Genomic DNA, 22,265 nt, shown 5'->3' with positions numbered 1-22,265 from the left:
GGGCTGCACGGCGATGCCCTCGTCGACGAGGGCGCGGGCCTCGCTGAGGCTCGCCTCGCCGTAGATCGCCCGCTGCTCGGCCTCGCCGTAATGCATCCGCCGGGCTTCCGTCGCGAAGTTCGCCCCGACATGATCGGCGGAGCGGGCGACCTGCTCGTGCAGGGCGCGGATCATCGCGCGCAGCTGGCGCTCGGGCTCGGAGACCAGGCTGACCGGCGTCTCGGCGGGCGCCGGGACGGCGGGGATGGCCTCCGCCTGAGCCCCGGCCGGGACCGGCGGCGCCGCGGCGCGGCCGAGGGACGGCGCCATGATCTGCTTCATGACCTTCGCGCTGTCGCAGAACGGGCAGGTGACGAAGCCGGCCTGCGCCTGCGCGTCGTAGGAATCGCTCGACGGGAACCAGCTCTCGAAGCTGTGGCCGGAATCGCAGGACAGGGCGTAGCGGATCATGGGACCGGATATCGGGGGGCGGAGGCGCGGTTGCGAGGGCGATGCGACGCTTGAGACGCGCCGTGGGGCGAAAATGCGGCCCGAATGCATCGTCCGCGACGACACCGAAGACCGGTCCGTCGCAGACGAGGCGGCGGGAACGACGGTCCGGCGTCAGGCGCCGGTCGCTTCCACGACCACCGGCCGGGCGTGGCGCAGGGCCGGGATGCGGGCGCGGGCATCCGCGACGAGGGCCATGTCGATCTCGGCCAGGATCACCCTCGGCTCGTTGCCGTCGGCCTCCGCCAGCACCCGGCCCCAGGGATCGACGATGAGGGAGTGGCCGTAGGTCTCGCGCCCGTCCTCGTGCCGACCGCCCTGCGCGGCCGAGATCATGAACGAGCCGGTCTCGATCGCCCGGGCGCGCTGCAGCACGTGCCAATGCGCCTCGCCGGTCTGGCGGGTGAAGGCGGCCGGCGCCGACAGGATCTCGGCCCCGGCCTCGGCCAGCGCCCGGTAGAGGGCGGGGAAGCGCACGTCGTAGCAGATCGCGACGCCGAGCCGGCCCCAGGGCAGGTCGGCGACGACGGCGCGCGTGCCACCCGTATAGGTGGCGGATTCGCGGTAGCTCTCGCCGTTCGGCAGATCGACGTCGTAGAGGTGGAGCTTGTCGTAGGACGCGGTGATCGCGCCCTCGCGGTCGATCACGAAGGCGCGGTTGGCGACCTTGTCGCCGTTCTTCACCGCGAGCGAGCCGACATGGACCGCCACCCTGCGCTCGCGGGCGACGTCGCGCAGCGCGCCCAGCGTCGGATCGTCCTCCGGCACGCGGATTTTCCGAAAAAGGCTCGCCCTGTCGCGCTCGAGGAGCGAGGTCATCTCGGGCGTCTGGACGTAGTGCGCGCCGCGTTCGGCCGCCTCGCGGATTCCCGCCACCGCGGCGTCGCGGTTCAGCGCGGGGTCGCGGCCGGAGCGCATCTGCACGCAGGCGGCGACGAAGCGGGGAGCGGTCATGGGCGGCGGACTCCGGAACGGTCCGTGGAGCTTACGCCGCAACGCCCCCGCACCGCCAGAGGGTCAGCCGGCCAGCAGCGCGTCGAGGCGGCCGGCGCGATCGAGGGCGTAGAGGTCGTCGCAGCCACCGACATGGGTCTCGCCGACGAAGATCTGCGGCACGCTGGTGCGTCCGCCGGCCTTCCCGACCATCTCGGTGCGGGCGCCGGCCTTGGCCTCGACGTCGACCTCGGTGAACGCCGCGCCCTTCTCCTGCAGCAGCGACTTGGCCGCCGAGCAATAGGGGCACCAGCTGGTGGTGTAGATCGTGACCGGCTGCATCCGACGGCTCGCGCTGCTGGGGGATGACCCGATATAGGCGCGGGTGGACCCGCGCGCCAGCGGCGCGTGAACGGCCCGCCTCCGGACGGCCCTGTCAGGCCGCCATCAGCTTCTCGACCTCGGTCACCAGCTCGCGCAGGTGGAAGGGCTTCGACAGGACCTTGGCGTCCTTCGGGGCCTTCGAATCGGGGTTGAGCGCCACCGCGGCGAAGCCGGTGATGAACATCACCTTGATGTCGGGGTCGAGCTCGGTGGCGCGGCGCGCCAGCTCGATGCCGTCCATCTCGGGCATCACGATGTCGGTGAGCAGGAGCTCGAACGGCTCCTCGCGCAGGCGGTTGTAGGCCGAGAGCCCGTTGTCGAACGAGGCCACGTCGTAGCCTGCGTTCTGGAGCGCCTTGGCGAGGAAGCGACGCATGTCGTTGTCGTCTTCCGCGAGGAGGATCTTCATGAACGAAAGTCCCGGATACCGATTCGGAGCGTTCATTCCATAAAGCGGCGTCGTGGTAAACAGAGTGTTGACGCCGCGCCGTCCGGGACGTCCATCCCCGGCGGAATCGTGCCCCGGCGGGGCCGCCCGGCAGTGGACAGGCCCGGGCCGGGGCGCCAGATTAGCCGGATGATGATGTTGCGATCGCGTCCCGCCTCCCGCCCCGGCGCGTCCGGATGAGCCGAGCTTCCCCCGCGAGCCTGTTCGCCCCGCCCTTCCAGGTGGACGAGCCGGAGCGGCAGACCCTGCCGTTCGTCTACAACACGGGCCATTCGGGCGCGGTGTACCCGGCCTCCTTCGTGGCCGCCTCGCGGCTCGACGCGGTGGCCCTGCGCCGCTCCGAGGACGCCTTCGTCGACCGGCTCTACGCGCCCGTCGTGGGCCTCGGCGCACCGCTGATGCGGGCCGCGTTCCCGCGCGCCTATCTCGACGTCAACCGCGAGCCCTACGAACTCGATCCGCGGATGTTCGAGGGCCGGCTCCCGCCCTTCGTCAACGTGCGCTCGATGCGGGTGGCCGGCGGCCTCGGCACGGTGCCCCGGGTGGTGGCGGACGGCCAGGAGATCTATCGCGGCCGGCTTCCCGTCGAGGAGGCGCTGGCGCGCATCGAGGAGCTGTACAAGCCCTATCACCGCACCCTGAAGGAGCTGGTGGCCCGCACCGCCCGGACCTTCGGCCACGCGGTGCTGATCGACTGCCACTCGATGCCCTCGACGAGCCTGTCGCGCGACGAGGGCCAGGCGGTCGACGTGGTGCTGGGCGACCGGTTCGGCACCGCCTGCGCGCCCGACCTGATCGACTGCGCGGAAGCCGCGTTCCGCGCTCACGGCCTGCGGGTGGTGCGCAACAAGCCCTATGCGGGCGGCTTCGTCACCGAGCATTACGGCGAGCCCGCGCAAGGCCGCCACGCCCTGCAGATCGAGGTCAACCGCGCCCTCTACATGGACGAGCGCAAGCTCCTGCCCCGTCCCGGTTTCGAGGCGCTGTCGCTGGTCCTGACCGCGGTGGCGGAAACGCTGGGCCACGCCGCGCTCGACCTCGGCCCCCGGCGCATCGCCGCCGAGTAGGTCGCCGCCCCCTTCTCCGTCCGACGATCGCCGGGCTGGCGCGGCTGGTCCGATCGGCTAAGCAGGGCAGCGACGCGGCCCCGCGGCTTCCCTCGCGGATCCGGGGCGCGACGTTCCTGCGTGACAGTCTTGCGCGAACCCTGGGGAAGCCCGCGATGATCGATCTCCGCCTCCGCCGCAGCGTGCTCTACATGCCGGGCTCGAACCTGCGTGCCCTCGAGAAGGCGCGCAGCCTGCCGGCCGACGCGCTGATCCTCGACCTCGAGGATGCGGTCGCCCCGGACGCCAAGGACGTGGCGCGCGAGCAGGTCTGCGCCGCGGTGCGCCAGGGCGGCTACGGCGACCGCGAGCTGATCATCCGGGTCAACGCCCCCCAGACCCCGTGGGGCGAGGCGGACCTGCGGGCGGCGATCGAGGCCGGGCCCGACGCGATCCTGATGCCGAAGGTCTCCTCCCCGGCGGTGCTGGAGAACATCGCCGACCGGCTGGAAGCCCTCGACGCGCCGGCCGGCATCAAGATCTGGGCGATGATCGAGACCCCGGCGGCGATCCTCAACATCCAGGCGATCGCGGCGGCGCGGCGCAACCCCGGGACCCGTCTGACCTGCTTCGTGCTGGGCACCAACGACCTCGCCAAGGACACCTGGACGCAGATCGTGCCGGGCCGGGCCCCGATGATGCCCTGGCTGATGACCGCGCTCGCCGGCGCCCGCGCCGAGGGCCTGACAATCCTCGACGGCGTCTACAACAACTTCTCCGACCTCGACGGCTGCCGCGAGGAATGCGAGCAGGCCCGCATCCTCGGCTTCGACGGCAAGACCCTGATCCATCCGAGCCAGGTGGCGCTCGCCAACACCGCCTTCGCCCCGACCGAGGCCGAGGTCGCGGTGGCCCGCACCGTGATCGAGGCCTTCGAGCGGCCCGAGAACGCCAGACGCGGCGCGATCCAGATCAACGGCCGCATGTTCGAGCGCCAGCACATCCCGATGGCCCGGCGCTCCGTCGCCTGGTCGGAGGCCATCGCCGCCAAGGGACAGTAAGCGACGGCCCTGCGGCCGGAGCCGGCGCGCCACCCGGGAACGAGGCGGCGCGCCGGGCTTGACCCACCGGCTTTTGCGGCGCACAAATTCTTAATCAACGTTAAACGCGCGAGCATCCGGACCGTCTCGGGATGGCACAGGCTCGGCGCGGCCCCTACGGCCCGGCCGTCGGCCCGGGCCCGACTCGGCGCCCACGGCCCTCATGGCGCCGCTCCCTCGTCACCCCCGCGATGGAGTTCTCCATGCGCTGCGATCCCCCGCCATTCGAGACCATCTTCCGCATCCCGGGCGAGCACCGCCTCGAGAGCGACGGCATGCTCGGCCGCGGCGGCCGGGTGTTCGGGCTGTCCTGGTTCCACCGGGAATACGACCCGGGCGACCGCCTCGTGGCGCGCTACGAGACCTACGACGAGGTCGGCGCCGACGGCGCGTCGCGCTGCGGCTGGCGCCGCTACGACGAGGCGGGCCGCCTCACCCTGCGGCACGAGGTCGGGATGCGATGGGCCGCCCTGGTCGAGAGCCTGTCGCGCCGCGAGGCCGAGACGGCGCTGCAGCACCCGCAGGGCATCGTGCTCGACGGCGTCCCGGCCTGAACGGCCGGACCGTCGACACGTCGGAAGCTCCGGCCGTCCCCCGGCCGGCGGCTTTCCCTCACCGAGCCGGCTTCTTCGCCGGTTCGGCCGCCGGCGCCGCCGGGGTGATGCTGCCGGTCTGGTTCACCTTGTCGCGCGCCGTGTCGAGGCGCTTGGTCAGGGCGGCGAGGTCGCGCTGCGTGGCGGCGAGCTGCGCCTTGGCCTTCTCGCGGGTCGCTCCCATCTGGGCGATCTCGTCGCGGGCGGCGGCGATCTTGGCCTGGCGGTCGCGCAGCTCGGCCTCGACGTCCTGGAACTGCTTGAAGCGGGCGGCGAGCGCGTCGCGCTGGCCCTCGGTCTCGGCCAGCTGGGCCCGCAGCGCGCTCTTGCCCGACGAGGAGACGCCGTACGCCCCCCAGCCCGACAGGGTGCCGAGACCGAGGATGCCGGCCGCGAGAAGGGCGGGCGTGGGGCGGAACCGCAGGGCGCGCATCGGCAGTCCTCGTCAGATACTCGTAGGGCCGCCGGCGGCGGCCGAGGATGTCCCGAACCCGGGAACACGACTGTCCGCAACAATGACGGATCTTCGTTAACGCCGCCTTGCGCGACGGCCGGCCCGGAAACCTTGACAGAGGATTACTCCACCTTCGCCGGAGCCGTGAGATCACCGGTCGAAGCCTTAACCTCCCAGCCGTTAGGCCTAGGCCCGTTAGGCCATGACCAGCGGCGCCGGGAGGGCGAACCTGCGATGATGGGGCTGCTCGCCCGCTTCCGATCCGACCGCCGCGGCGCCATCGCGGTGATCATGGCGCTGACGATGATCCCGGTGCTCTTCCTGGTCGGGGCGGGGATCGACTACGCCCGCGCCGCCGCGGTGCGGGCAAAGCTCCAGACCGCCACCGACGCGGCGGTGCTGGCGGTGATCCGCGAGGCGCCGACCCTGGCGTCCGAGGCCGCGTTCCAGGCCCGCGCCCGGGCCTTCTTCGACGCGAGCTTCCCGCCCCAGGCCGGCGTGACGGTGACCGGCTTCACCCCGGCCCGGGCCGGCACGCAGGTGACGGTCAGCGCCACCGCCCGGATCGACATGACCCTCGGGCGCCTGATGCACCCGGCCCCGCTCGTGGTCGGCGGCACGTCGCAGGCGATGTCGGGAGGCCGGTCGCTCGAGGTGGCGCTGGTGCTCGACAACACCGGCTCGATGAACGACGCCGGCAAGCTGCCGGCCCTGAAGCAGGCGGCGAAGGATTTCCTGGCCTACCTCGACAAGGTCGTGACCACCCGCGCGGACGCCAAGGTCGCCCTGGTCCCGTTCTCGACGCAGGTGAACCTCGGCACCGCCGTCACGGGCGCCGGCTGGCTCAGCTACGCCAAGCTCGGCACCGTCGGCCCGGCGAGCTGGCAGGGCTGCATCGCCGACCGCGACCAGCCCTACGACGTCCAGGCCCCGACCACCGAGCCGTCCGGCGCCGCCGCCTACCCGGCCGACCGCTGCGCCTCGCTCCAGAACGGCAAGCCGACCCTGGCGGCGATCCGCCCCCTCGGCACCGATTACGGGACGCTCAACGCCGCCATCGACGCGATGAGCGCGGGCGGCGCCACCAACGTCACCGTCGGGGTGGCGTGGGGGCTGGAGGCGCTCACGCCCTACGGGCCGCTCGCCACCGCGGCGAGTCTGGCCGACGACAGGGTCACGAAGGTCATGATCGTGCTCACCGACGGGCTGAACACGCAGAACCGCTGGAAGGTCGCCTGCACGGGCAACTTCCTGTACGATCTCCTCGCCCTCCCCGGCTGCGTCGACGACAGCGTCATCGACGCCCGCACGCTCAGCGCCTGCACGGCCGCCAAGACCGCCGGCATCGTCATCTACACGGTGCGGGTGATCGACGGGAATGCCGACATGCTGCGGTCCTGCGCGAGCAAGGACGGGTTCTTCTACAACGTGATCACCGCCGACGACTTGAAACCGGCCTTCCAGAGCATCGGCCGCTCGATCGCGCAATTCCGGCTGACGCAATAGGGCGGGCTCCGTCCGGAGCAAGCCGGCCGGGGGCGACCCGTTGACTCTTGCATTGCGTTGCAGCATCGTGATTGCTGCGTCGCACAAATCCTCAGGGCGGCGCGCGTAGCGACAAGCCGGAGGCCACGCCCGTGAGCAGCACCCAGAAGCCCTTCGAGATCCCGTCCGAGATGCGCGACTTCGCCGAGAAGGGCGTGCAGAACGCCCGCACCGCGTTCGGCACCTTCCTGGGCTCCGCCCGCAAGCTCGCCGAGACCGTGCAGACCTCGACCCAGACCTCGCAGACCGGCATGGGCACCGCCGTCGCCCGCGGCTTCGACTACACCGAGCAGCACGCCACCGCGACCTTCGACCTCGCCGAGAAGCTCGTGCGCACCCGCGACGTCAAGGAGGCCCTGGAGCTGCAGGGCGAGTACATGCGCAACCAGATGAGCGCGCTGCAGACCCAGGCGAAGGAGTTCGCCACCCTGTCCGAGTCGATCAAGGCCGACATGACCAAGGCCCAGGCCAAGGCCTGAGACCGAGGTCTCGGACCGTTGTCCGAGGCCGGGGCCTGACGCCCCGCGGGTGAGGCCCCGGCCTCACCCCACCCCCGGCGGACCGGGCCCCGCGCCGCCGCCCGCCTGCAAGGCCCGCGGCCGGGCGCGTCCGCCCCGATCGCCGCGGCGATCCGCCAAAGCCGATCCGACAGGTCCCTCCGACACGTCGATCCGGATCCGCCGGTGCCCCGGACGAGCCTGCCGGCGCGCCGGTTGCCGCGCGTTCGCCCCCCCGCATCGGGTCGAGGGCGGCGCGTCCGCTACCTCGAGGAGGCCGAGCCATGACCACGCGCCGCAGCGACAAGACCCGTAAGCCGCCCCGCCGCCCACCCGTCCGGACGGCCGCGCGGACGAATGGTGCATCCCAGTCCGTCCAGGGCGAGACCGCCCCGGTCGACGCCGTCGCGGTGGCTTCCGCCCCCGAGGCGATCGAGACGGCTCCCGAGACCGTGGCCGAGACGGCCGCCACCGGCGAGACCGCGCTCGCCGATCAGGCCGAGCCGGCCCGCGCCCAAGAGGTTTCGGCCCAGGAGGTTTCGGCCCAAGAGGAGTTGGTCCAAGAGGAGCCGGTCCGGGAGGCCGCGCCCGAGCCCGTCGCCGAGACGGAGCCGACCGGGGCCGACGACGTGATCCCCGCCGAACCCGTCGCCGAGACGGCCGAGGCTCCGACGACCGCGTCCGACGAGGTGCCGGCCGACGTCGAGGCAGCCCGGGACGGGACGGTCGCGCAAGGCGAGGCCATCGCTCGGGATACCGGGACCCAGGATGTCGGGACCAAGGACATCGAGACCGACGCGGCGGCCTCGCCCGAGCCGGTCGCGGCGTCGCAGGACGCACCGGTGATCCCGGCCGCCGCCGAGCCGGCCTCGTCCGCCGAGGCCCCCGGGCGGCCCGGCGCGGAGCAGGAGCCGCCGCTGGCCGCCATGCAGGGCTTCATCGAGATCAACGGCCGGCTGGTGGCGTTCCTCCAGGGCGAGGGCCAGGCCGCCGTGGCGTTCTGGAAGGCGGCCCTGACCGTCCGCTCGCCGGGCGACCTCGCGCAGCTCCAGGCCGCCGAGGTGAGCCGGGCGATCGACGCCGCGCTCGCCTGCTGGACCGACCTCGCCCGCCGCATGGGCCGCCTGGCGAGCGCGGTGCCGCCGCGGTCCCGCGCCGCCTGAGCGCGCGCCCGGCCGGCATCCCCGATGCCGGCCGCCCCGTCCGGGCCGCGACGGCCCGGACCGTGAACCGCAACCGCAGAAGGAGACCGGGATGTTCGACGCTTGGTACGCGACCGCGATGCTCGCGATGGAATCCCAGAAGGTCATCGAGCTGCGCATGATGAAGCTCGCCTGGGGCGGCGTCGCCGGCCAGGTCGAGGCGCAGCGGATGGTGAGCGAGAAGATCGGTGCCGCCCTCGAGGCGACCGGCACGCTGCTGGGCGGCGGCACGCCGGAGGCGGTGATCGACCGCTACCGCGAGCACGTCCGCAACAACGTCGCGCGCCTCTCGGCCCCGACCGGCGACCGGGCCGCCGGCTACTGACGGCCGCGCGGGCAAGCCCCGCGCCCCGCGCCCCGTACCCGGGCCCGGGCCTGACGGCCCCCCGGACGACCGCGCGGGAGCGCCCTCGCCTCACGCCACGCTTGACCCTGCGGCGCGCCGCTTCCATCTCGGGCCGGCCGGGGCGCGACGGATTCGCGTGGGGGACGGGTTGCCGCACAGATGCCGATCCAACGCCGGGCCGCCATCACCCTGGCCGTGCTCGCCCTGCTGGTCTTCCTGCTCTACCAGCTGCGCGACGTGCTGCTGCCCTTCGTGGCGGGCGCGGCCCTGGCCTACGCCCTCGATCCCGTCGCCGACCGGCTGGAGCGCCTCGGGCTCGGGCGGCTCGCCGCGACGCTGCTCATCCTGGCGGGTTTCGTCTGCGGGCTGATCCTGACGCTGATCCTGGTGGTGCCGCTCGCCGCCAACCAGATCGCCGCCCTCGTCGCCTCGCTGCCGGCGATGATCGCGAAGCTCCAGGCGATCATCGCCGAGCGGGCCGGCCCGCTGATCGAACGGGCCGGCGGTGCCGGCGCGTTCCAGGAACTGCAATCCTCCGTCGGCAACCTGACCGGGCAGGCGGTGGCCTGGCTCCTCGGCTTCCTGCGCTCGCTGTGGTCGGGCAGCCAGGCGGTGGTCGGCATCGTCTCGCTGCTCGTGGTGACGCCCGTGGTGGCGTTCTATCTCCTGGTCGACTGGGACCGGATGATCGCCACCCTCGACCGCTGGGTGCCGCCGCGCCACCGCGACACCGCCCGCACCCTCGGCCGCGAGATCGACGGGGCGATCACCGCCTTCATCCGCGGCCAGACCCTGGTCTGCCTCCTGCTCGGCACCTTCTACGCCGTCGGCCTGTGGTGCGTCGGGCTCAATTTCGGCGTGCTGATCGGCCTGATCTCGGGCCTCCTGACCTTCATCCCGTATGTCGGCTCGCTCACCGGCTTCCTGCTCTCCACCGGCGTCGCCCTGGTGCAGTTCTCGCCCGACTGGGTCTCGGTGGTGCTGACGGTCGGGGTCTTCCTGGTCGGGCAGTTCCTCGAGGGCAACGTGCTCCAGCCCAAGCTCGTCGGCGACGCGGTGCGCCTGCACCCTGTCTGGCTGATGTTCGCGCTGCTGGCCTTCGGCTCGCTGTTCGGCTTCCTCGGGCTGCTGCTCGCGGTGCCGGTGGCGGCGGCGATCGGCGTAGTCGCGCGCTTCGGGGTGAAGCGCTATCTCGAAAGCCGCCTCTACCACGACGGCACGCCGATCCTGGCCGCCGACGCGACGGTGGCGAGGGTCGCGGCGGCCGAGGCCGCCCCGCCCGCCCTGTCCAAGCCGTGAACCCGCGAGACCTTCCGCCCCGCATGCCAGATCAGCCGCGCCAGCTCGCCCTCGACCTGCCGGTCGACGCCCGCTTCGGCTCCGAGGACTTCCTGGTCAGCCCGTCGAACGAGACGGCCTACGCCCGGATCGAGGCCTGGCCCGACTGGCCGGACCGGGTGCTCGTGCTCACCGGCCCGCCGGGCAGCGGCAAGAGCCACCTCGCGGCCATCTTCGCCGAGCGCGCCGGCGCCCTCGTCCTGCCGGTCGCCGCCGTGACCGCGGCGGCGGTGCCGGAGATCGCCGGTGCCGACGCCCTGGTGATCGAGGATGCCGACCGCGAGGCGGGCCGCGACGAGGCCGCCCTGTTCCACCTCCTCAACCTCGTGCGCGAGCGGGGCCTCAGCGTCGTGGTGACGGGCTCCGGCCCGGTCGAGGCCTGGGGCCTCGCCACCCCCGACCTGCGCTCGCGCCTGCGGCTCGCTCCCGGCGTCGCGCTCGACCCGCCGGACGAGGCGCTGCTGAAGGTCGTGCTGGTCAAGCTGTTCCTCGACCGCCAGCTCGTCGTCGACACCAGCGTGGTCGACGCCCTGGCTTTGCGCCTCGACCGCTCGCTCGCCCGCGCCCGGGACGTGGTGGCGGTCCTCGACCGCGAGGGCCTGAGCCGGCGCCGGCGCATCACCCGGCCGCTCGCCCTCGCGACGCTGGCCACCCTGGAGGGCGAGGCGCCGGAGGACGGCGAGGAGGACGAGGAATAGGGCAAGCCGTCGCACCGTTCACGCAATTGTCAAACTGTCCTGTCACCGGGAAGGGCTCGAAGCCCTGACCCGGCATCCATCCCGTCAAGGAGGTACCATCGTGTCGGACACCGCAGCCGGAGCCAGTGCCATCCCGGTCCTCGACGAGACCGAGGCGACGCCTGCGACGAACGGAGATGTCCGCCACGAGGTGAGGGAAGGGCTGACCGCCCCCGATGCCGTGCGGGTCGCCGACGAGGCGCAGGCTGCGCAGGAGGCGGCCCGCCTGGCCAAGGCCGAGGCGGTCGAGGCCGGCCTGGCGCTGCGCCACGAGCCCGGGCGCTTCGTCAACCGCGAATTGTCCTGGCTGCAGTTCAACCGCCGGGTGCTGGAGGAGGCCTCGAATACCGGCCACCCGCTGCTGGAGCAGCTGCGCTTCCTGTCGATCTCGGCCAACAACCTCGACGAGTTCTTCATGGTGCGGGTCGCCGGCCTGCACGACCAGGTCCGGGCCGGGCTGACCGCGCCGTCGGCCGACGGGCTGTCCCCGGCCGAGCAGCTCGCCCGGATCGACGCCGAGGTCACCGGGCTCGCCGGCGACCAGCAGCGGCGCTGGAGCGAATTGCGCGGGGAACTGCACCACGAGGGCATCGACCTCGTCGAGGCGATGGACCTCTCGGCGGAAGAGGCGGCCTGGCTGGAAGATTACTTCCTCCAGCACATCTTCCCGGTGCTGACGCCGCTCGCCATCGATCCGGCCCATCCCTTTCCGTTCATCCCGAATCTCGGCTCGACCATCGCGCTCACCCTGGTGCGGCCGCGGGACGCCCGGGCGCTGCGGGCGCTGATCCGCCTGCCCTCGATCATCGATCGCTTCGTGCGCCTGCCCGATCTCGGCCAGACCGGCACCGCCCGGTTCATCGCCATCGAGCAGGTGATCGTGCTGTTCACGAGCCGCCTCTTCCCGGGCTACCTGGTCAAGGGCCAGGGTGGCTTCCGGGTGGTGCGCGATTCCGACCTCGAGATCGAGGAGGAGGCCGAGGACCTGGTGCGGCACTTCGAGACGGCGCTGAAGCAACGCCGCCGCGGCGTGGTGATCCGGCTCGAGGTCGTCGCGACCATGCCGGAGGACCTGCGCACCTTCGTGGCCGACGAGCTGGAGATCGCCGCCGACGCCGTGTTCGTGGTCGAGGGGATGCTCGCCCTCAACGAGCTGTCGCAGATCGTCGGGATCGACCGGCCGGACCTGAAGTTCAAGCCCTACAACCCGCGCTTCCCCGAGCGCATCCGCGAGAGCGGCGGCGATTGCTTCGCGGCGATCCGCCAGAAGGACTTCATCGTCCACCATCCCTACGAGTCCTTCGACTCGGTGGTGCAGTTCCTGTCGCAGGCCGCCCGCGACCCGAACGTGGTAGCGATCAAGCAGACGCTCTACCGCACCTCGTCGAACTCCCCGATCGTCGCGGCTCTGGCCGAGGCGGCGGAGGCCGGCAAGTCGGTGACGGCGCTCGTCGAGCTGAAGGCGCGTTTCGACGAGGAGGCCAACATCCGCTGGGCGCGCAACCTCGAGAAGGCCGGCGCCCAGGTGGTGTTCGGCTTCATCGAGCTGAAGACCCACGCCAAGCTCTCGATGGTGGTGCGCCGCGAGGGCGACCGCCTGGTGAGCTACTGCCACGTCGGCACCGGCAACTACCATCCGATCACGGCGCGCATCTACACCGATTTGTCGTTCTTCACCGCCGACCCGGTGATCGGCCGCGACGTCTCGCGGATCTTCAACTTCATCACCGGCTACGCCGAGCCGGCGGAGCTGGAGCGGATGGCGGTCTCGCCGCTGACCCTGAAGGCGCGCCTCCTCGAGCACATCGCCGAGGAGATCGCCCACGCCAAGGCGGGCCGCCCGGCGGCGATCTGGATCAAGTGCAACTCGCTCGTCGACACCCAGATCATCGACGCGCTCTACGACGCCAGCGCCGCCGGCGTGCCGATCGACTGCGTCGTGAGGGGCATCTGCTGCCTGCGCCCCGGCGTGCCGGGCCTGTCGGAGAACATCCGGGTCAAGTCGATCGTCGGGCGCTTCCTGGAGCACGGCCGGGTCTACGCCTTCGGCAACGGCGCCGGGCTGCCCCACCCCAAGGCCCGGGTCTACATCTCGTCGGCGGACCTGATGAGCCGCAACCTCGATCGTCGGGTGGAGGCCATGCTGCCGATCCTCAACCCGACCGTGCACCAGCAGGTGCTCGACCAGATCATGATGGCGAATCTCCTCGACAACCAGCAGAGCTGGCGTGTACTGGCGTCGGGCGCGAGCGAGCGGATCGAGCCCGCCGAGGGCGAGGAGCCCTTCAACGCGCACAAGTATTTCATGACCAACCCGAGCCTGTCGGGCCGCGGGAAGGCATCGAAGAAATCGAGTCCGCGCGCGCTCAGCCGGCGCGCCCAGCGCGCCTGACGCGGCCGCCGGGGCCGGTCCCCGGGGCCGTCCGTCCGGCGGCGCTCCCGTCATGAGGACCTGGATGGGCCTGGATCAGACCGCCCTCAACGAAGCCGCGCTCGCCCGGATCGAGCCCGGCGCCCCCGTCGCGATCATCGACATCGGCTCGAACTCCGTCCGGCTGGTCGCCTATTCGGGCATCAGCCGGGCGCCGACGCCGCTCTACAACGAGAAGGTCCTGTGCGGCCTCGGCCGCAACGTGCTCTCCACCGGCCGCCTCAACGAGGAGGCGGTGCGCCGCGCCCTCCAGGCGCTCGCCCGGTTCCGTGTGCTGTGCGAGGCGATGCATGTCGGCCAGGTCTTCGTGCTCGCCACCGCCGCCGCCCGCGACGCCGAGAACGGCCCGGCCTTCCTGGAGGCGGCCGCGGCCGCCTGCGGCCACCCGATCGAGCTCCTGTCGGGCCGGCGCGAGGCGGAACTCTCGGCCTACGGCGTCATCTCGGGCTTCCACGCGCCGGACGGCGTGGTCGGCGACCTCGGCGGCGGCAGCCTCGAGCTCGTCGACGTGCGCGGCTCGGCGATCGGCAGCGGCGTCACCATGCCGCTCGGCGGGCTGGCACTGCAGGACCTCAGCGGCGGCTCGCTGAAGAAGGCCCGCAAGATCGCCGCCGAAGCCCTCAAGAAGGCCGGCCCGCAGCTCGACACCCTGAAGGGCCGCACCTTCTACGCCGTCGGCGGCACCTGGCGGGCGCTCGCCCGCCTGCACCAGGCGGCGCGGGACTACCGCCTGCACGTCATGCACGGCTATTCGATCGAGCCGAACGACGAGCTGTCGTTCCTGCAGGTCGTCGAGCAATCCGACGCCGCGACGCTGGCCGCCGTCGAGAGCGTGTCAGAGGCCCGCCGGCCGCTGCTAGCCTACGGGGCGGTGGTGCTGGAGGAGGTGATCCGCTCGGGTCGCCCGCGCGAGATCGCGATCTCGGCCACCGGCGTGCGCGAGGGCCTGCTGTTCGAGAAGCTCGACGACGCGGCCCGCGCCCGCGACCCGCTGCTGCTCGCCGCCGCCGAGCTCAACCGCCTGCGCTGCCGCAGCCCCGGCCACGGGCCCGAACTCCAGGCCTGGACGGATGCCTTCATGGCGAGCCTGTCGACGCCGGAGACCGCCGACGAGCGCCGGCTGCGCCACGCCGCCTGCCTGCTGGCCGATGTCGGCTGGCGCACCCATCCCGACTATCGCGGCGAGCAGAGCCTCAACGTCATCGCCCACGCCTCCTTCGTGGGCATCGACCATCCGGGCCGGGCCTACCTCGCCGTGGCGGTGTTCTTCCGCCACGAGGGCGTCGCCCCCGAGAAGGCGAGCCCGCTGCTGCGCCAGCTCGCCGGCCCGCGTCTCTTCGAGCAGGCGCGGCTGCTGGGTGCGGTCCTGCGCGTCGCCTTCCCGGTCTCGGTGGCGATGGAGGGCATCCTGCCGCGCACGCCGCTCGCCATGCGCGACGGCGTGATCGTCCTCACCCTGCCGCAGGACCTGAAGGACCTCGCCAGCGACCGCCTGTCGAACCGCCTGCGCGGCCTCGGGCGGCTGCTCGGGGTCGAGGCGCGGATCGAGATCGCGGCGTGACCCTCGTGCCCGGGCGCGAGACCGCCCGGTCCTCGCTTCACCCGGCGAGGAGCGGCACCTGCCCGGCCTCGCGGGGCAGCGCGCCGGTGAGGCGCGGATCGGGCGCCACCTCGATCGCCCGGGCGTAGGGGCGAAAGCCCGAGCGCTGGTAGAACGCCACCGCGCCCGGATGGTCGAGGGTGCAGGTATGGACCCAGAACCGGCCGATCGGCTCCGAGAAGGCGCGGCGCACCGCCTCGTCCATCAGCCGCCGGCCGCGCCCGCTGCCGACCGCCTCCGGGACGAGGCCGAAATAGGCGAGCTCCACCTCGCCGGGTTTTCGCCGGTCGAGTTCGAGCAGGCCGACGTCGCGTCCGTCCTCGGTCAGCGCCAGGGCCTCCACCGCCGGGTCGCCGAGGATCGCCGTCAGGGCCTCGTCCGTCATGCCGGCGCGGCCGAACCACAGCCAGGGCGTGCCGATCGCCGCGTAGAGGGCCCGGTAGCGGGCGAGGTCGGCGCCGATCGGCGAGAGCGGCAGCGGCTCCCGCTCCGCCCCGGGGCGCGACGGCGGCGCCGTCATCTCCAGGTAGGTCACCACCGCGGCGACGTGGGTCGGCGGGATCGGGGTGTGGCCGTCGAGGCGCAGGCGGGGATCGTCGGTCGGGGCGTCGCTCACGGCGGGGCGTCTCCTGTCGCGGATACAGGGAGGGGGCGGACTCGTTTCCCTTGTGTCAAGCTTTCTCGTGCGAGGCTGGCGCAGGGCAGCGATTCGCTCCGGCGAGGCTGGGCGAACCGGGCTCGGCCGTTAGGTGATCCGGGATCTGACCGCGGCCCCTGGCGGCGGACCGCCCATCGCATCGTCGAAGAAGGCACGGGCATGCACGAGGCACAGGCGCGGGATCGACGCCGCTTCACCGTCGTCACCGAGCCCCGGGCCCGGATCTCGCACCGCCTGATCGAGCGCCGCGACGGTCCGGCCCTCGAATGGATCGAGGCCGAGCCGGCGGGCGAGCCCCGCGGCGCCCCCCTGCTCTTCGTCCACGGGGCCTTCGGCGGCGCCTGGATGTTCGAGGAGATCTTTCTGCCCCACCTCGCCCGGCGCGGCCGCCGCGCCGCCGCGGTGAGCCTGCGCGGCCACGGCCGCAGCCAGGGCGGGCGGCAGCTGCGCGACGCCACCCTATCCGATTACCTCGCCGACGTGAGCCTGGCGCTGGCGCAATGGGGCGAGCCGCCGGTGCTCGTCGGGCATTCCCTCGGCGGGCTGCTGGCCCAGCGGCTGCTCGGCCGGGTGCCGCTGCGCGGCCTCGTGATGATGGCGTCCCTGCCGCCGGAGGGCCTCGGCATGGTCGGGCCGCGCATCGCCATGACGGATGCGGGTTTCTGGGTCGAGGCGCTGGCGGGCTCGCTGCTGCCCGGCCGCGAGCCCGCGGTGGCGCTCGCCCGGCACTGGCTGTTCTCGGAAGGCCTGCCGCTGGAGCGCGCCCAGAACTACGCCGCCCGGATGTCGGCCGAGAGCCCGGTGGCGCTGGCCGAGGCGCACTGGCCGATGCTGCCGCTCTCGGCGGCCTTCGCGGGCGTGCCGGCGCTGGTCCTCGGCGGCGCCGACGACCGGATGATCTGGCCGGCGACGACCTGGCGCACCGCGCTCTACCACGGGGCCGAGCACCGCTCGGTGCCGGGGATCGCCCACTTCCTGCAGCTCGATCTCGGCTCGGAGGGCGTCGCCCGCCTGCTCCTCGACTGGCTCGACGCAAGCGGGATCTGACGCCGGCGACGGACCGACGCGGCCGCGGGACCGGCACGAAACCGTCACGATCCCATGAAAGGAGGGGCCGTCGGCGCTGCGCCGTTCTTGCGGTCCTCCGCAGGGTCGGGCAGAAGCGCGCGCGAGAACGGGGACGCGACGGGACCGCGATGAAGAAGATCAAGGATTTCATCTGGCCGGTCATCGGCCTCGGGGCCGTCGTGGTCTCCGTCTATCTGCTGTGGCACCTGCTGAAGGGCCTGTCCTTCGCCGACGTGAAGGCGAGCCTCGCGGCGATCCCGCCGCACCGCTACGCGCTCGCCGTCCTCTCGACCCTGGTCGCCTACGCGGCTTTGGCCTGGTACGACCGGATCGCGCTCTTGCATCTCGGCGTGAAGGGCATCTCCTGGCTCTTCGTCTCGGTGTGCTCCTTCACCACCTACGCGCTGTCGCACAACATCGGCGCCTCGGTGTTCTCCGGCGCGGTGGTTCGCTACCGCGCCTACACGTCGAAGGGCCTCTCCACCGCCCAGGTGGCGGTGCTCGTGGCGCTCTGCTCCTTCACCTTCGGCCTCGGCACGGCGTTCCTCGGCGGCCTGGTGCTGGTGCTCGAACCCGAGCTGCTGCAGCGCGTGGCGAGCCTGCTGCCGCCGGTGCTGGCGAGCCCGACCACCGCCCGCCTCGTCGGCTTCGGGCTCCTCGGCTTCGTGGCGCTCTACGTCATCGGCTCGATCCTGCACTTCCGGCCGCTGCACATCCGCTCGTTCAAGATCGAGTATCCGCGCCCCAACATCATGGGCCGCCAGCTGATCGCCGCGCCGCTCGAGCTGCTGGGCGCTGCCGGCATCATCTACTTCGCCCTGCCGGAGGCCGGGAACCCGGGCTTCCTGGTGGTGCTCGCGGTCTTCCTCGCCTCGTTCTCGGTGGCGCTGGTCTCGAACGCGCCGGGCGGCATCGGGGTGTTCGAGCTCGTCTTCATCACGGCGATGCCGGACCTGCCGAAGACCGACGTGCTCGCCGCCGTCCTGATCTTCCGCCTGTTCTACCTGCTGATCCCCTTCGCCCTGGCGATCGGCGTGGTGCTGCTGTTCGAGCGCGGCCGCCTCGCCGACGCCCTGCGCAGCAAGGCGAAGTCGCCCCCGAACGTGCCGCCGCCGCCTGTCGACGGCCCCGGCATCACCCCGGACCTGCGCGACGTGCAGGGCCGCGACCTGAAGGTGCGCAAGGCGGTATGACCCGCACCCGCCTGCGCCGCGCCGGGCTCGGTCTCCGCGCCCTGCTCGGCCTGCCGGCGGGCGGCTTCCTGATCCCGTACCGGCATGCCGGCGCGGCACGGGCGGAGGGCTACCCGGCCCTCCGCCCGCTCTTTTGCGAGGCCGAGCCGGCCTTCCGGTCGGTGCTGGCCGAGATCGAGGCGCACGCGCCGGATCTCGCCCGTATCGCGGCCGGCGGCCCCGGCCTCGTCGGCGAGCGGCCGGCGCGCTTTGCCCAGGACTGGTTCCCCCGCCTCGACGCGGCCGCCGCCTACGCCCTGGTGCGGCGCGAGCGGCCGGCACGCATCGTCGAGATCGGCTCGGGCCACTCGACCCGCTTCCTCGCCCAGGCCGTCCGCGACGGCGACCTCCCGACCGCGATCACCTGCATCGATCCCGCGCCCCGGGCGCCGCTGGCGGGCCTCGGCCTGCGCCACGAGGCGCGGCTGTTCGGACCGGCGGACGCGGAGGAGGCGGCGGCGCTCGACCCCGGCGACATGCTGTTCATCGATTCGAGCCACGTCGCGATGCCGGGCACCGACGTCGACCGGCTGATCCTCGACGTGCTGCCGCGCCTTCGCTCCGGCGTGATCGTGCACCTGCACGACATCTTCCTGCCGGACGCCTACCCGGCCTCCTGGGCCTGGCGGGGCTACAACGAGCAATTGCTGGTCGGCGCGCTGCTCCAGGGCGGCGCCTACGCCCCGCTCTTCGCCAGCCGCTACGTCGCGACCCGGGCCGGCCGGTCCCTCGACGGCATCCTGGCGCGCCTGCCCCTGCCGGAGGGCGCCTTCGAGACCAGCCTGTGGCTGCGCAAGCGCTGAACCGATGGGGATTTCCGGGATCGCTCGAATGCCGCCGACCGGATGGGGCGGCGCCTTAACGCTTGCCTGGGACGATACCGCCCGTCGAACAGGAGGGCGAGGTCATGCGTGCGGGTCTGATGCTGGGGCTGACCGCCCTCGGGATTCTCGTGGCGGCATCGCCCGCCGAGGCCAAGGGCCGGCGCGGCGGTTTCTCCTTCATCGCCCGCAGTCACGCCGCTCCGGCGGGGGCACCCGCGGCCGCCGAGGCGCCGCGCCTGCGCACGGCCTCTGCGGATGGGCCGGAACCGATGACGACCGGCACCACTGCACCGCCCGCTCCGCGCGTGGCCGCCCCGGCTCCCGCCCCGAGCCCGGCACCAGCGAAGCCGTGGTGCACCACCGGCCGGGTCTTCGGCTCGGGCGCCGGGTTCTGCGCCATCAACTGAGGGGCTCGCCCGGATCCCGACCGGCGTCCCCTCCCCGCAGGGCGTGCACGCCCTGGACCAGGGCCGAGACGACCGACAGCCCGGCGAGCGCCGGCATCGCGACCGCCTCCGCCCCCGTCGCGGCGATGCCGAGCGCCCGGCTGCCGAGGAGCCAGGCCAGGAAGGCGATCTGACAGGCGGTGTTGAGCTTGCCGACGAGGAGCGGCGGGCTCGCCAGCGACCGTCCGGCGAGCCGGGCGAGACCGGCCCCCGCCACCATCACGGCGTCGCGGGCGACGAGCACCGCCGGGAACCAGGCCGGCACGAGCCCGGCGAGCGTCAGGCCGACCAGCACGGCGAGCATCAGGGCCTTGTCGGCGAGCGGATCGAGGATCGCGCCGAGGCGGCTCGCGAAGGCGTAGCGGCGGGCGAGGAACCCGTCGATCCCGTCCGAGATCCCCGCGGCCGCGAAGACCAGGAACGCCGCGCCCCAGGCCTCGCGGGCGATCGCCCAGACGACGACCGGCACCAGGGCGAGGCGGGCGGCGGTGATCAGGTTCGGCAGCGATCGAAACGGGCTCTTCGTCGGCGTCATGGTTCCTCACGGCTGCCCCGACTCGCGGTCGCGGGCAAGAGCGGCTAAGAGCGGTCGCAGCATGGCAAGGATCGAGGCGAAGGGTCGAGGGATGACGACGGGCGAGCGCCAGAACGGGATGACCTACGCGGAGGCGGGCGTCGACATCGATGCCGGCAACGCCATGGTCGAGGCGATCAAGCCCCTGGTGCGGGCGACCCGCCGGCCGGGAGCGGATGCGGAGATCGGCGGCTTCGGCGGCCTGTTCGACCTGAAGGCCGCGGGCTTCAAGGACCCGATCCTGGTCGCGGCCAACGACGGCGTCGGCACCAAGGTGAAGATCGCGATCGAGACCGGGCGCCACGCCACGATCGGCATCGACCTCGTGGCGATGTGCGTCAACGACATCATCGTGCAGGGCGCCGAGCCGCTGTTCTTCCTCGACTACTACGCCACCGGCAAGCTGGTGCCGGGCGTGGGCGCCGACATCGTGAAGGGCATCGCCGAGGGCTGCCGCCAGGCCGGCTGCGCGCTGATCGGCGGCGAGACCGCCGAGATGCCCGGCCTCTACGACGGGTCCGACTACGACCTCGCGGGCTTCTCGGTCGGCGCCGCCGAGCGCGGCGCGCTCCTGCCGGTCGCCGGCATCGCGCCGGGCGACGTGGTGCTGGGCCTGCCCTCCTCGGGCGTGCACTCGAACGGGTTCTCGCTGGTGCGCCGGATCGTGGCGGCCTCCGGCCTCGGCTACGACGCGCCCGCGCCGTTCGCGCAGGGCAAGAGCCTCGGCGAGGCCTTGCTCGAGCCGACCCGCATCTACGTCAAGCCGCTGCTCTCGGCGTTGAAGGCGACCGGTCACGGCGCCATCAAGGCGCTCGCCCACATCACCGGCGGCGGCTTTCCCGACAACCTGCCCCGCGTCCTGCCGGACGGCGTCGGCATCGCGCTCGACCTCGACGCGGTGAGCGTGCTCCCGGTCTTCGGCTGGCTCGCCCGGGAGGGCAACGTCGCCGAGGCCGAGATGCTGCGCACCTTCAACTGCGGCATCGGCATGGTGGTGGTGGTCGATCCGGCGCGGGCCGAGGCGGTCGAGCAGGCGCTCCAGGCGGCCGGCGAGGCGCCGGTCCGCCTCGGGCGGATCACCGAGCGGGGCGAGAGCCCGGTGACCTATACGGGGCGCCTCGCCCTATGAGCGCGCGGGCCAAGGTCGGCATCCTGATCTCGGGCCGCGGCTCCAACATGGCGACGCTGCTCGAGGCCGCACGCGCGCCGGACTACCCGGCCGAAATCGTCCTCGTCGCCTCGAACCGGCCCGACGCGCCGGGCCTCGCCCGGGCGGCGGAGGCCGGGATCGCCACCGCGGCGGTCGACCACCGGGCCCATCCCGACCGGGCCTCCTTCGAGCGGGCGCTCGACGCGGCCCTGCGCGAGCACGGCGTCGAGTTCCTGGTGCTCGCCGGCTTCATGCGGGTGCTGACGCCGTGGTTCGTCGAGGCCTGGGCTGGGCGGATGCTCAACATCCACCCCTCCCTGCTGCCGCTGTTTCGCGGCACCCACACGCACGCCCAGGCGCTCGCGGCGGGCGTGCGGGTCCACGGCTGCACGGTCCACTTCGTGGTGCCGGAACTCGATGCCGGCCCGATCGTCGCCCAGGCCGCCGTGCCGGTGCTGCCCGACGACGACGAGGACGCCCTGAGCGCCCGGGTGCTGGTGCAGGAGCACCGGCTCTACCCCGCGGCCCTCGCCCTGGTGGCGAGCGGGCGGGCCCGCCTCGACGGCGACCGGGTGGCGTTCGCGCCGGGCAGCGGTGGCGCCGAGGGCGCGCTGGTGGCGCCGAGCCTCCCGTGACCGGGCCCCTGCCCGACCTCGCCTCGCCCGACACGGCGACGCACGTGCCTCGGGCGGGATCGTAACCATTTCGAGCCAGGATTGCGCGGCCCGGGGCGGTCCGGCACCGGGCCCAGCGCGTCCTTCCGCTAACCGGGCCGTCCGCGCCCGCACGGGTCTTCCGTCCCATGTCCCGAGCATCTCGCCTTCTCGGCTGGCTGATCCTGGCCGCCATCGTGGCCGCGACCGTCGCGCCGATCGGCTACCGGCCGGTCAGCGGCGCGCCGGTCTCGGTCGAGCGGTTCGGCGCCTTCGCGCTCCTCGGCTTCCTGTTCGCGGTCGGCTATCCGCGCCACCGCTGGCGGGTCCTGCTGCTGACGATCGCGGCTGCCGGCGCCCTGGAGGCGTTCCAGCTCCTCGAGCCGACCCGTCACGGCCGGATCGCCGACTTCATGGTGAAGGTCGTCGGCTGCGGCTTCGGCTCCGCGGCCTCGCTCGCCGCCGGCCTGGTCTGGCCGCCGCTGAGCCCCCGCGACGAAGCGTGAGGGGCGGCGCC

General features: G+C 72.9%; 25 protein-coding genes. 18 read left to right on the top strand and 7 right to left on the bottom strand.

Annotation, left to right across the window (positions count from 1 at the left end; genetic code table 11):
- The 4 genes from HPY23_RS09560 to cpdR form a co-directional block, all read right to left on the bottom strand.
- Positions 1-450 (bottom strand): DUF1178 family protein (locus HPY23_RS09560; protein ID WP_200649597.1); only part of this gene is annotated, 450 nt, incomplete at its 3' end.
- A gap of 153 nt (positions 451-603) precedes the next feature.
- Positions 604-1,443: a carbon-nitrogen hydrolase family protein gene (locus HPY23_RS09555; RefSeq protein WP_091887593.1), complete on the bottom strand. Its 840-nt coding sequence runs from the start codon at positions 1,441-1,443 to the stop codon at positions 604-606.
- A 63-nt stretch (positions 1,444-1,506) separates the two neighbouring features.
- Positions 1,507-1,764 (bottom strand): glutaredoxin 3, encoded by a 258-nt coding sequence (gene grxC / locus HPY23_RS09550; protein ID WP_091887594.1) that lies wholly within the window; start codon positions 1,762-1,764, stop codon positions 1,507-1,509.
- A gap of 94 nt (positions 1,765-1,858) precedes the next feature.
- Positions 1,859-2,215 (bottom strand): cell cycle two-component system response regulator CpdR, encoded by a 357-nt coding sequence (cpdR, locus tag HPY23_RS09545; RefSeq protein WP_048427828.1) that lies wholly within the window; start codon positions 2,213-2,215, stop codon positions 1,859-1,861.
- A gap of 215 nt (positions 2,216-2,430) precedes the next feature.
- Between cpdR and HPY23_RS09540 the strand changes: the two genes are divergently transcribed.
- From HPY23_RS09540 to HPY23_RS09530, 3 genes are all read left to right on the top strand, one after another.
- On the top strand, positions 2,431-3,321 hold the full coding sequence (locus HPY23_RS09540; protein ID WP_091887596.1) for an N-formylglutamate amidohydrolase: 891 nt from the start codon (positions 2,431-2,433) through the stop codon (positions 3,319-3,321).
- 155 nt (positions 3,322-3,476) lie between these two features.
- Positions 3,477-4,361, top strand: coding sequence for an HpcH/HpaI aldolase/citrate lyase family protein (locus HPY23_RS09535; RefSeq protein ID WP_060848920.1), 885 nt, complete (start codon positions 3,477-3,479; stop codon positions 4,359-4,361).
- 242 nt (positions 4,362-4,603) lie between these two features.
- Entirely contained in the window at positions 4,604-4,954 is a 351-nt protein-coding gene (locus HPY23_RS09530; protein WP_091754079.1) for a hypothetical protein, read from the top strand.
- 58 nt (positions 4,955-5,012) lie between these two features.
- On the opposite strand, the gene HPY23_RS09525 is transcribed toward HPY23_RS09530, so the two are convergent.
- A complete protein-coding gene (locus tag HPY23_RS09525; RefSeq protein WP_091887597.1) occupies positions 5,013-5,426 on the bottom strand; it encodes a hypothetical protein in 414 nt (137 codons plus the stop codon).
- 255 nt (positions 5,427-5,681) lie between these two features.
- Here HPY23_RS09525 and HPY23_RS09520 point away from each other — a divergent pair, with 255 nt between their 5' ends.
- From HPY23_RS09520 to ppx, 8 genes are all read left to right on the top strand, one after another.
- Positions 5,682-6,953, top strand: a complete 1,272-nt coding sequence (locus tag HPY23_RS09520) for a TadE/TadG family type IV pilus assembly protein (protein ID WP_060848923.1) — start codon at positions 5,682-5,684, stop codon at positions 6,951-6,953.
- 131 nt (positions 6,954-7,084) lie between these two features.
- Entirely contained in the window at positions 7,085-7,471 is a 387-nt protein-coding gene (locus tag HPY23_RS09515; RefSeq protein WP_244533385.1) for a phasin, read from the top strand.
- A gap of 302 nt (positions 7,472-7,773) precedes the next feature.
- On the top strand, positions 7,774-8,652 hold the full coding sequence (locus HPY23_RS09510; protein WP_091887599.1) for a hypothetical protein: 879 nt from the start codon (positions 7,774-7,776) through the stop codon (positions 8,650-8,652).
- A gap of 91 nt (positions 8,653-8,743) precedes the next feature.
- Positions 8,744-9,016 carry a hypothetical protein gene (locus HPY23_RS09505; RefSeq protein ID WP_091887601.1) on the top strand — a complete coding sequence of 91 codons (273 nt, stop codon included), beginning with the start codon at positions 8,744-8,746 and terminating at the stop codon, positions 9,014-9,016.
- A gap of 186 nt (positions 9,017-9,202) precedes the next feature.
- Complete coding sequence (locus HPY23_RS09500) at positions 9,203-10,336, top strand: AI-2E family transporter (RefSeq protein ID WP_091754112.1); 1,134 nt, start codon at positions 9,203-9,205, stop codon at positions 10,334-10,336.
- 23 nt (positions 10,337-10,359) lie between these two features.
- Entirely contained in the window at positions 10,360-11,073 is a 714-nt protein-coding gene (locus HPY23_RS09495) for a P-loop NTPase family protein (RefSeq protein WP_091887603.1), read from the top strand.
- 220 nt (positions 11,074-11,293) lie between these two features.
- Positions 11,294-13,504: an RNA degradosome polyphosphate kinase gene (locus HPY23_RS09490; RefSeq protein WP_244537605.1), complete on the top strand. Its 2,211-nt coding sequence runs from the start codon at positions 11,294-11,296 to the stop codon at positions 13,502-13,504.
- Between the two features lie 64 nt (positions 13,505-13,568).
- The gene (ppx, locus tag HPY23_RS09485) at positions 13,569-15,104 is read left to right on the top strand and encodes an exopolyphosphatase (protein ID WP_060848927.1); all 1,536 of its coding nucleotides are present in this window, start codon (positions 13,569-13,571) and stop codon (positions 15,102-15,104) included.
- A gap of 37 nt (positions 15,105-15,141) precedes the next feature.
- Here the strand turns inward: ppx and HPY23_RS09480 are convergent, their stop codons facing one another.
- Positions 15,142-15,759, bottom strand: a complete 618-nt coding sequence (locus tag HPY23_RS09480) for a GNAT family N-acetyltransferase (protein ID WP_244537602.1) — start codon at positions 15,757-15,759, stop codon at positions 15,142-15,144.
- Between the two features lie 201 nt (positions 15,760-15,960).
- Between HPY23_RS09480 and HPY23_RS09475 the strand changes: the two genes are divergently transcribed.
- The 4 genes from HPY23_RS09475 to HPY23_RS09460 all read left to right on the top strand — a co-directional run bounded on the left by HPY23_RS09475 (position 15,961) and on the right by HPY23_RS09460 (position 19,332).
- Complete coding sequence (locus HPY23_RS09475) at positions 15,961-16,848, top strand: alpha/beta hydrolase (protein ID WP_091887605.1); 888 nt, start codon at positions 15,961-15,963, stop codon at positions 16,846-16,848.
- A gap of 149 nt (positions 16,849-16,997) precedes the next feature.
- Positions 16,998-18,062: a lysylphosphatidylglycerol synthase domain-containing protein gene (locus tag HPY23_RS09470; protein ID WP_060848929.1), complete on the top strand. Its 1,065-nt coding sequence runs from the start codon at positions 16,998-17,000 to the stop codon at positions 18,060-18,062.
- Positions 18,059-18,904 carry a class I SAM-dependent methyltransferase gene (locus tag HPY23_RS09465; RefSeq protein WP_091887607.1) on the top strand — a complete coding sequence of 282 codons (846 nt, stop codon included), beginning with the start codon at positions 18,059-18,061 and terminating at the stop codon, positions 18,902-18,904. Before HPY23_RS09470 ends, HPY23_RS09465 begins: the two co-directional genes overlap by 4 nt.
- 104 nt (positions 18,905-19,008) lie before the next feature.
- A complete protein-coding gene (locus tag HPY23_RS09460; RefSeq protein WP_091887609.1) occupies positions 19,009-19,332 on the top strand; it encodes a hypothetical protein in 324 nt (107 codons plus the stop codon).
- Here the strand turns inward: HPY23_RS09460 and HPY23_RS09455 are convergent.
- Entirely contained in the window at positions 19,325-19,906 is a 582-nt protein-coding gene (locus HPY23_RS09455) for a CDP-alcohol phosphatidyltransferase family protein (protein WP_060848931.1), read from the bottom strand. The two genes, HPY23_RS09460 and HPY23_RS09455, sit on opposite strands and share 8 nt — an antisense overlap.
- Before the next feature lie 91 nt (positions 19,907-19,997).
- On the opposite strand from HPY23_RS09455, the gene purM reads away from it, so the two are divergent.
- From purM to HPY23_RS09440, 3 genes are all read left to right on the top strand, one after another.
- Positions 19,998-21,074 (top strand): phosphoribosylformylglycinamidine cyclo-ligase, encoded by a 1,077-nt coding sequence (gene purM / locus HPY23_RS09450; RefSeq protein WP_060848932.1) that lies wholly within the window; start codon positions 19,998-20,000, stop codon positions 21,072-21,074.
- The gene (gene purN / locus HPY23_RS09445) at positions 21,071-21,730 is read left to right on the top strand and encodes a phosphoribosylglycinamide formyltransferase (RefSeq protein ID WP_060848933.1); all 660 of its coding nucleotides are present in this window, start codon (positions 21,071-21,073) and stop codon (positions 21,728-21,730) included. The genes purM and purN overlap by 4 nt, the downstream gene beginning before the upstream one ends.
- Before the next feature lie 167 nt (positions 21,731-21,897).
- A complete protein-coding gene (locus HPY23_RS09440) occupies positions 21,898-22,254 on the top strand; it encodes a VanZ family protein (RefSeq protein ID WP_139234981.1) in 357 nt (118 codons plus the stop codon).
- The last annotated feature ends 11 nt before the right edge of the window (positions 22,255-22,265 follow it).

Origin of the sequence: Methylobacterium ajmalii (assembly GCF_016613415.1) — a bacterium.
GTDB lineage: Bacteria > Pseudomonadota > Alphaproteobacteria > Rhizobiales > Beijerinckiaceae > Methylobacterium > Methylobacterium ajmalii.
Note: the sequence above shows the minus strand (reverse complement) of the source record. Positions and strands in the feature narration are given on the sequence as shown.